Source organism: Pseudoroseomonas cervicalis ATCC 49957 (genome assembly GCF_000164635.1).
GTDB lineage: Bacteria > Pseudomonadota > Alphaproteobacteria > Acetobacterales > Acetobacteraceae > Pseudoroseomonas > Pseudoroseomonas cervicalis.
The window spans coordinates 125,352-133,777 of the sequence record NZ_GG770779.1 but is presented as its reverse complement, the minus strand read 5'-3'; the positions used below and the strand labels follow the sequence as shown (position 1 = coordinate 133,777).

Sequence of the window (8,426 nt, the reverse complement as noted above, 5' to 3'; positions counted from 1 at the left end):
CCGCCAGCCCGGGCAGCCCGGCCTCGTCCAGCGTCGGCACCGCCGGCAGCGCCGCCGTGCGCGCCTCGGAGGAGACGGCCAGGCCGCGCAGCCGTCCGGCCCGCACCGCATCCGCCACCGCGCCGATGTTGATCCACACCGCCTGCAGGTGCCCGGCCATCAGGTCGTTGATCGCCAGCGCCCCGCCGCGATAGGGCACATGCGTCCAGCGCAGCCCGGCCGCCTGCTGGATCATCTCGCCCAGCAGGTGCGACAGGCTGCCATTGCCCGGCGTGCCCACCGCCAGCGTGCCGGCCCGCGCCGCCGCCAGGAAGCCGGCCAGGTCGCGCAGCGGCGAATCCTCGCGCACCACCAGGATCTGCGGCACCGCGACGCCGGGCAGGATCGGCTGGAAGGCGCGCAGCGGGTCGTAGGACAGGCGCGGGAACAGCGCGGCATTGATCGACAGGCTGTCCGACCCCGCCAGCAGCGTGTAGCCATCCGGCCGCGCCCGCGCCGCCGCCTCGTAGCCGATGTTGCTGCCGGCGCCGGGCAGGTTCTCCACCTGGATGCTCTGGCCCAGCGCCTCCCCCATGCCGCGGGCGACCAGCCGCGCCACCACGTCCTGGCTGCCGCCCGGCGCCACCGGCACGATCAGCCGCAGCGGCCGGTTGGGGAAATCCTGCGCCCGGGCGGGGCGCAGCGGCAGGGCGGCGGCGAGGCCGGCCAGGGCGAGCTGGCGCAGCAGGGCACGGCGGGAGAGATTCTGCGTCATGGCATCGTGGTTCCGGCGGGCGCCCGGCCGCGCGGCCCTGCCCTGGCCCTCTCGGGGGATCGGGCGGCGGGGCGCCGGCGCGGCCGTGGCGCATTTTTCTGTGGATACCGATTGTAGAACTTTTATATTGACGAATGTCAAACGTATTTACGGAGATTCCCATGCCGCAGCCCGAGGATCGCAGCGCCGACAGCCTGGCCGGCGGCGCCTGCCTGCTGCCCGCCACCGCCCCGGCGGAGATCGACCCGGCGGTGCTGGCCACGCTCGGCGCCAGCCTGGCGGGGCTGCTGCTGCTGGCCGCGCTGGGCCTCGCCGGCTGATGCCAGGCAGCCCGCGCATCCCGTTGATCGCACTGCGATAGGACAGGCGAGATTCCGCCGCCGCCGGGGCGGAATCGGCGCCGCGCGGCCTTGCGCGGGGCGGCGGGGCGGGCGCATCGTGCCGGCCTCACCCGACCGACAGGAGCATGGACGATGGGCGTGACGGCAGCCGACAGCAACACGGCTCTGCAGGCGAGGCGCGAAGCGGCGGTGCCGCGCGGTCTCGGCATCCAGATGCCGGTCTTCGCGGCCAAGGCCGAGAATGCCGAGATCACCGATGTCGAGGGCAAGCGCTACATCGACTTCGCGGCCGGCATCGCCGTGCTGAACACCGGCCACCTGCACCCGAAGATCAAGGCGGCGGTCAGCGCGCAGCTCGACCATTTCAGCCACACCTGCATCCAGGTGATGCCGTATGAGGGCTATATCCGCCTGGCCGAGCGGCTGAACGCCGTGGTGCCGACGCGCGGCCCGAACCGCAAGACGGTGTTCCTGACCACCGGCGCCGAGGCGATCGAGAACGCGGTGAAGATCGCCCGCCACCACACCGGGCGGAACGGCGTCATCGCCTTCTCCGGCGCCTTCCACGGCCGCACCCTGCTCGGCATGGCGCTGACCGGCAAGGTCGTGCCCTACAAGGCCGGCTTCGGCTCGATGCCGGGCGAGATCTACCACCTGCCCTTCCCCGTGGCCTATCACGGCAAGGAGGTCGAGCAGACGCTCGAGGCGCTGGAGGTGATGTTCCGCGCCGATGTCGACCCCAAGCGCATCGCCGCCATGATCATCGAGCCGGTGCAGGGCGAGGGCGGCTTCTACATCGCCCAGGCCGAGCTGCTGGCCGGGCTGCGCCGCATCTGCGACGAGCATGGCATCGTCATGATCGTCGACGAGGTGCAGACCGGCTTCGCCCGCACCGGCAAGATGTTCGCCATCGAGCATGCCGGCGTCGAGCCGGACATGATCACCATGGCCAAGTCGCTGGCCGGCGGCTTCCCGCTCTCGGCCGTCACCGGCAAGGCGGAGATCATGGACAGCCCGGCCGCCGGCGGCCTGGGCGGCACCTATGGCGGCAACCCGCTGGCGCTGGCCGCCGGCAATGCCGTGCTCGACATCATCGAGGAGGAGGGGCTCTGCGCCCGCGCCGAGCGGATCGGCGAGCTGCTGACCGGCCGGCTGAAGGAGCTGCAGAACTCCAACAGCCTGAAGGGCGTGATCGGCGACATCCGCGGCCTCGGCGCCATGGTGGCGATGGAGCTGGTGGCCGGCGGCGACGCCAACCGCCCGGATCCGGACCTGGCCAAGGCGCTGACCGCGCGGGCGGCGCAGAAGGGGCTGATCCTGCTGTCCTGCGGCGTGCGCGGCAACGTCATCCGCTTCCTGGTGCCGCTGACGGCCTCGGACGCGCTGATCAACGAGGGCATGGACATGCTGGGCGAGGCGCTGCGCGAATGCGTCGCCGAGCGCGCCGCCTGACCGCCGCCCGGTAGCCGCGTGCCGTGCGGGCGCTGACACGCTTCCTCCGCCAGCTGCTGAGCGCCGCCTGGCGGGGCGCGCTGGTGGCGTCCGCCTGCTATCTCGGCGCCCTGGTCATGGCCGGCCATGGGGGGACCTCCCCCCTGCCGCTGCCGGTGGCGCTGAACCGGCTCGACCCGGCCCTGCTCGGCCGGGTCGCGCTCTCCGGCGCGCTGGCGCTGATGGCGCTGGTGGCGGTGCTGCGGCCCTTCCCGGCCGGGCCCTGCCGCGCCATCATCGGTGGCCTCATCATGGGCGCCGCCGCCGTGGTGGTGGTCCACCAATCCAGCCTCTTCGTGCTGCACCAGGCCTTCCGGCTGGTGCCGGAGCGCGGCTTCCTGTTCGCGCCCCTGCCCCTCTGGGGCGGGCTGCCGGCGCTCTACGCGCTGATGCTGGCGGGTGCCGCGCTGGGCGCCCTGCTGTCGCTGGCGCTGCGCCTGGTCTGGGCGCTGCCGGACCTGCTCACCGGCTTTCTCTGCGGCGCCTTCCTCTTCACCCTGCTGAGCGACAGCCTGCCGCGCGTGCCGGGCTTCGGGGCGCCCTGGTGGCTGTGGCTGGCGATCAATGGCGGCTGGGGCTGGGGCGCCGCCTTCCTGATGCGCCCGCTGGCGCTGCGTGGCGCCGAGGACGCCTTCCGCGAGCAGGACAACCCGCAGCACGCCATCACCTGAGCTGCCCCCCTTTCCAGTCGCCCTCGGCGGGGGCATCTCGGAGGGCATGAGCTCCTCGCTGCGCGTCCGCCCCGACCCCACCGATCCGCGCCTGACCCGGCGTGTCCAGGGCCTCGACCAGACCGGCCGCCCGGTCGAGACCAGCGTCACCGTCGAGCGCGCCCTGACCCTGTATCTGAACGGGCAGGAGATCGTCACCATGATGACGATCGGCGACCATCCGGAGGATCTCGCCCTCGGCTACCTGCTGAACCAGGGCATGCTGCGGCCGGAGGATGCCATCACCGGCATCGAGCATGACGAGGATCTGGGCGTCGTCGTCGTCCGCACCGCCGAGGCCACCGACCACGAGGCCAAACTCCGGAAAAAAACCCTGACCTCGGGCTGCGCCCAGGGCACCGCCTTCGGCGATCTCATGGACGGTTTTTCTCAGGTTCGGCTTCCGCTGGAAGCCGAGTTGCGCACCTCCTGGCTCTACGGGCTGCTGCGCGCCATCAACACCCTGCCCACCCTCTATCTGGAAGCCGGGGCGATCCATGGCTGCGCGCTCTGCCGGCAGGACCAGCCGATCGTCTACATGGAGGATGTCGGCCGCCACAACGCGGTGGACAAGATCGCCGGCTGGATGGCCCGCAACCAGGAACCCGCCGGGGACAAGATCTTCTACACCACCGGCAGGCTGACCTCGGAGATGGTCATCAAGACGGTGCGCATGGGCATTCCCATCCTGATCTCCCGCTCCGGCTTCACCGCCTGGGGGGTGGAACTGGCGCGCGAGGCCAACCTGACCCTGATCGGCCGCTGCAAGGGCAGCCGCTTCCTGGCGCTGGCCGGGGAGAGCCGCATCGTCTTCGACGCCGACCCGCTGCGCGATGGCGAGGAGAACCCCCGCCACTGGCGCAAGAACAGCCGCGAGGCGGAGGGCGCCGCCGATGCCGGATGACATTCTCGGCCTGGTGCTGGCCGGCGGGCTGGCGCGGCGCATGGGCGGCGGCGACAAGCCGCTGCGCGCCCTCGCCGGCCGGCCGATGCTCGACCATGTGCTGGACCGGCTGCGCCCGCAGGTCGCCGCCCTGGCGCTGAACGCCAATGGCGACGCCACCCGCTTCGCCGCCTGGGGCCTGCCGGTGCTGCCCGATGGCGTGCCGGACCATCCCGGGCCGCTGGCCGGCATCCTGGCCGGGCTGGACTGGGCGGCGGCGCACCGGCCGGACCTGCCCGACATGGTCTCGGTGCCCGGCGATTCCCCCTTCATCCCGGCCGATCTGGTGGCGCGGCTGCGCGCGGCACGCGAGGCGGCGGGGGTGCCGATGGCCTGCGCCGCCTCGGGCGGCTGGACGCATCCGCCGGTGGGCCTCTGGCCGGTGGCGCTGCGGCACGAGCTGCGCGCGGCGCTGCTCGGCGGCGAGCGCAAGATCGACCGCTGGACCGCCCGCTTCGGCTGCGCCAGCGCCGAATGGCCGGACCACCCGATCGACCCCTTCTTCAACGCCAACACGCCGCAGGAGCTGGCCGAGGCCCAGAGGCTCTTGCACGCCGCCGCGCCGCCGCCCATAGCTTGAGGAAAGCCATTCCACGACGGGAGCGCCACGCATGAAGGCCTTTCTGACCGGCGTCGCCGCCGCCATCATCCTCGCCGTTGCGGCCTCCTTCGTGCTGGACACGGAAGTCCAGCGCAGCGCCGAGGCCGCCTACCAGACCAGCGGCGTCCGGCTCTAAGCCGCGCCGCCCGGGCGGCGGCACCGCCTGGCTCAGCCATTCGGGTCCCCGGCATTGGGGAAGAACAGCGGTTGTCCGTCGATCCGGTACTCGGCGATGGCGCGCTGCCCCTCGGGCGAGACCAGCCAGTCGATGAAGGCCTGGCCCTCCGCCTGCCTCACCTGCGGGTGGCGGGCCGGGTTCACCAGCATCACCCCATACTGGTTGAACAGGCGGCGGTCGCCCTCGGCCAGGATGGCGAGCGACTGGCGGTTGCGGAAGCTGATCCAGGTGCCGCGATCGGCCAGCAGATAGGCGTCCGCGGCGGCGGCGGTGTTCAGCGCCGGGCCCATGCCCTGGCCGATCTCCTTGTACCAGCCCTGGCCGGCCGGGCTGATCCCGGCCTGCTGCCACAGCCGCAGCTCCGCCGCATGGGTGCCGGAGCGGTCGCCGCGGCTGATGAAGGGCGCGCCGCGCGCGGCGATGGCCTGCAGCGCCGCGGCGATGTCGGTGCCCCGCCCGCGCACCCCGGCCGGGTCGGCCCGCGGCCCGACCAGCACGAAGTCGTTGTACATCACCGGGAAGCGGCGGGTGGCGAAGCCTTCCGACAGGAATTTCTGCTCGGCCGCGCGGTCATGCACGAAGACCACATCGGCATCGCCGCGCCGCCCCACATCCAGCGCCTGGCCGGTGCCCAGCGCCACCACCCGCACGGCGATGCCGGTCGTCCGGGTGAAGAGCGGCAGGAGATGGCCGAACAGCCCCGATTGCTCGGTCGAGGTGGTGGAGGCCACGGTGATGCTGCGGCCCTGCGCCGCCACCGGCGGGCCAGCGAGCAGGCCGGGCAGCATCAGCAGGGCGGCGAGGAATGTGCGGCGGCGCATGGCGCTGGCTCGGCTCCGGCTTTTTTTCTATGAGGCGACACAGTGCCACGGCAGATGCCGGGCCGAAGCCCCAGGGAACGCCAGCGCCATGAACCATCTGCCGGAATCTGCCGCCTGATGCCGGATGTCCTGACGCTGAAGGAAGCGGCGGCGCTGCTGCGCCTGTCGGAGCGGGCCCTGTATGACCTGGCGCGGCAGCAGCGCCTGCCGGCGGTGTTCCTGGCCGGCAAATGGATCTTCCCGCGTGCGTTGCTGCTGCGCTGGATGGCGCGCGAGGCGGGGCTGGAGGCGGCGCGGCTGGAGCCGCCGCCGATCCTGGCCGGCAGCCACGACCCGCTGCTGGACTGGGCGGTGCGGCAATCCGGCTGCGGCCTGGCGATCGCCGCCGGCGGCAGCCTGGCGGGGCTGGAGGCGCTCTCCGCCGGCCGCGCCCTGGCGGCGGCCACCCATCTGCCCGACCCGGATGGCGGTGCCTTCAACGAGGCGACGGTGCGCGACCTGCTGCCCGGCGCCCAGGCGGTGGGCCTGGTCTGGGCCTGGCGCGAGCAGGGGCTGATCCTGCCGCCGGGCAATCCGCGCCGCATCGCGGGCCTCGCCGATCTGGCGCAGGAGGGGGTGCGCGTCATCGGCCGCCAGTCCCGCGCCGGTAGCCACCTGCTGCTGCTGCACCTGCTCTCCGAGGCCGGCCTCCGGCTGGAGGCGCTGCGCTTCCTGCCGCAGCCCGCCATGGCGGAGGACGAGGTGGCGGCCGCCGTGGCCGAGGGCCGCGCCGAAAGCGGCTTCGGCATCCGCGCCGAGGCGGTGGCGCGCGGCCTCGACTTCCTGCCGCTGATCCGCGAGCGCTTCGACCTGGTGGCCCGGGCGCAGGACTGGTTCAGCCCGGCGCTGCAGACCCTGCTGGCCTTCACCCGCGGCGAGGCGTTTGCCTGGCGGGCGGAGCGGCTCTCCGGCTACGACCTCCGCGGCACCGGCCAGGTCGCCTTCCGCGCCTAGTTTTTCCGGGTCCCTGCGCCGCTGGCGCAGGGGCGTCCGGCCGTCAGGCCGTCAGGCCGTCAGGCCAGCCGGGCGCTCCGCTCAGGGCCGCTCGCACCGGATAAAAACGGTGCCGCGATTGGCGGCCTCGCCGACATCGGCGGCGCTCTGCTCGGCGCCGCTGCTGGGCTCGGTGCGCGGGGTGATGCCGCTGCGGCGCAGGAAGGTCTGCGCGTCGCCGCCCTTCACCGCGAAATTGACGTTCTGCGGGATGTCGCCGGTGCGGCGGGCGATGTTCTGCGCGTGCAGCTTGCTCACCACCACACCCACCACATTGCCATGCAGGTCCAGCAGCGGGCCGCCGGAATTGCCCGGCTGCACCTCGGCGCTGATCTGGTAGTGGTTCGGGTTGTTGCCCAGCCCGTTCAGCCCGTTCACCTCGCCCCGCGTCAGCTTGGGGTCGGAGGAGAGCAGCCCGGCCAGCGGGAAGCCATAGGCGATCACCCCCTCGCCGCGCCGCACCTCGGGGCTGGCGCGGAAGGGCAGGATCTCGCCCGGGTCGCCCGGCACCGCCAGCAGCGCCAGGTCCAGCCCCTCATCCACCCGGGCGGGCGGCACGGCGGGCAAGGTGCGGCCATCGGCGGTGCGGATGAAGATGCGGTCGCAGCCGGCCACCACATGCTGGTTGGTCAGCACCCGGTCGGTCGCCACCACGAAGCCGGTGCCCGTCGCGGCGCGGGCGCGCGGATTGGGCGTGCCCTCGGCCGGGCGGGTGGGGGCGGCGCGCAGATCGCCGGCGCCGATCTCCACCCGCGGCGTCGCGCAGATGTCGCGGTTGCGCAGCACCGCCTGCCGGCCATCCGCCACCACCAGGCGGATGTCGAAGCGGCAGCCGGCCTCGGCGCGGCTGCGCAGGGTGAAGGATTTGTCGGTGGGCATCGGCCGCGGCAGGGTGTTGCTGCCCCAGTCACCGCGGCCGCTGCGCACCGCGTGCAGCGCCGTGGCGTCCTGCCCGGTGCGGTTGACCACCTGGATGCGGTGCTCCTCGGCGGCCTGGCCCTGGCTGGGCGCGGGGGCGGGCGCGGCGTTCTGGGCGAGGGCCGGCAGGGCAGCCGGGATGGACAGCGCCAGGGCGGCGCAGAGCAGGGCGGGGCGATGCATGCGGCGTGATCTTTGCCTTGCGCGTCGCTTCTTCAATGCCCCTGCCGCATGGCCGGATCCCGCCCCTTGACCTTCCCATTGTGGGAAGCGCCATCTGGCAGCGCATGAGCATGTCCCTCCCCGTCACCGGCATGAGCTGCGCCAATTGCGCGGGCCGGGTGGAGCGCGCCCTGGCGCGCGTGCCGGGCGTCACCGCCGCCCGGGTGAACCTGGCCAGCGAGCGCGCCGAGGTGGAGGGCGACGCCCCGCCCCAGGCCCTGGCCAAAGCCCTGGAGAAAGCCGGCTATGGCGTGGACACCACGGTGCTGGAGCTCGGCATCGGCGGCATGACCTGCGCCAGCTGCGCGGGGCGGGTGGAGCGCGCGCTCGCCCGCGTGCCGGGCGTGCTGGAGGCGAGCGTCAACCTGGCCAGCGAGCGGGCGCGTCTGCGTGTGCTGGCCGGGCTGGACCCGGC

The 8,426-nt window shown here is 73.3% G+C and carries 11 protein-coding genes; 8 read left to right on the top strand and 3 right to left on the bottom strand.

The features are described from left to right. Positions 1-754 (bottom strand): Bug family tripartite tricarboxylate transporter substrate binding protein (locus HMPREF0731_RS11885; protein WP_007004380.1); only part of this gene is annotated, 754 nt, incomplete at its 3' end. Between the two features lie 161 nt (positions 755-915). On the opposite strand from HMPREF0731_RS11885, the gene HMPREF0731_RS24250 reads away from it, so the two are divergent. The 6 genes from HMPREF0731_RS24250 (at position 916) to HMPREF0731_RS26370 (ending at position 4,976) form a co-directional block, all read left to right on the top strand. Continuing rightward, entirely contained in the window at positions 916-1,074 is a 159-nt protein-coding gene (locus HMPREF0731_RS24250; protein WP_007004379.1) for a hypothetical protein, read from the top strand. A gap of 153 nt (positions 1,075-1,227) precedes the next feature. Then, positions 1,228-2,547 carry a 4-aminobutyrate--2-oxoglutarate transaminase gene (gabT, locus tag HMPREF0731_RS11880; RefSeq protein WP_007004378.1) on the top strand — a complete coding sequence of 440 codons (1,320 nt, stop codon included), beginning with the start codon at positions 1,228-1,230 and terminating at the stop codon, positions 2,545-2,547. A 23-nt stretch (positions 2,548-2,570) separates the two neighbouring features. After that, entirely contained in the window at positions 2,571-3,257 is a 687-nt protein-coding gene (locus tag HMPREF0731_RS11875; protein ID WP_040613064.1) for a hypothetical protein, read from the top strand. A 46-nt stretch (positions 3,258-3,303) separates the two neighbouring features. Beyond that, on the top strand, positions 3,304-4,200 hold the full coding sequence (gene fdhD, locus HMPREF0731_RS11870) for a formate dehydrogenase accessory sulfurtransferase FdhD (protein ID WP_007004377.1): 897 nt from the start codon (positions 3,304-3,306) through the stop codon (positions 4,198-4,200). After that, entirely contained in the window at positions 4,190-4,819 is a 630-nt protein-coding gene (gene mobA, locus HMPREF0731_RS11865) for a molybdenum cofactor guanylyltransferase MobA (protein ID WP_007004376.1), read from the top strand. Before fdhD ends, mobA begins: the two co-directional genes overlap by 11 nt. Positions 4,820-4,850: 31 nt before the next feature. After that, positions 4,851-4,976, top strand: coding sequence for a hypothetical protein (locus tag HMPREF0731_RS26370; RefSeq protein ID WP_007004375.1), 126 nt, complete (start codon positions 4,851-4,853; stop codon positions 4,974-4,976). A 32-nt stretch (positions 4,977-5,008) separates the two neighbouring features. On the opposite strand, the gene HMPREF0731_RS11860 is transcribed toward HMPREF0731_RS26370, so the two are convergent. Continuing rightward, the gene (locus tag HMPREF0731_RS11860; RefSeq protein WP_007004374.1) at positions 5,009-5,839 is read right to left on the bottom strand and encodes an ABC transporter substrate-binding protein; all 831 of its coding nucleotides are present in this window, start codon (positions 5,837-5,839) and stop codon (positions 5,009-5,011) included. Positions 5,840-5,956: 117 nt separating this feature from the next. Here HMPREF0731_RS11860 and HMPREF0731_RS11855 point away from each other — a divergent pair, with 117 nt between their 5' ends. Further along, on the top strand, positions 5,957-6,832 hold the full coding sequence (locus HMPREF0731_RS11855) for a helix-turn-helix transcriptional regulator (RefSeq protein ID WP_007004372.1): 876 nt from the start codon (positions 5,957-5,959) through the stop codon (positions 6,830-6,832). A gap of 81 nt (positions 6,833-6,913) precedes the next feature. On the opposite strand, the gene HMPREF0731_RS11850 is transcribed toward HMPREF0731_RS11855, so the two are convergent. Then, on the bottom strand, positions 6,914-7,972 hold the full coding sequence (locus tag HMPREF0731_RS11850) for a trypsin-like peptidase domain-containing protein (protein ID WP_007004371.1): 1,059 nt from the start codon (positions 7,970-7,972) through the stop codon (positions 6,914-6,916). Positions 7,973-8,076: 104 nt separating this feature from the next. On the opposite strand from HMPREF0731_RS11850, the gene HMPREF0731_RS11845 reads away from it, so the two are divergent. Then, the coding region (locus HMPREF0731_RS11845) for a heavy-metal-associated domain-containing protein (RefSeq protein ID WP_211207930.1) at positions 8,077-8,426 on the top strand (350 nt) is incomplete at its 3' end.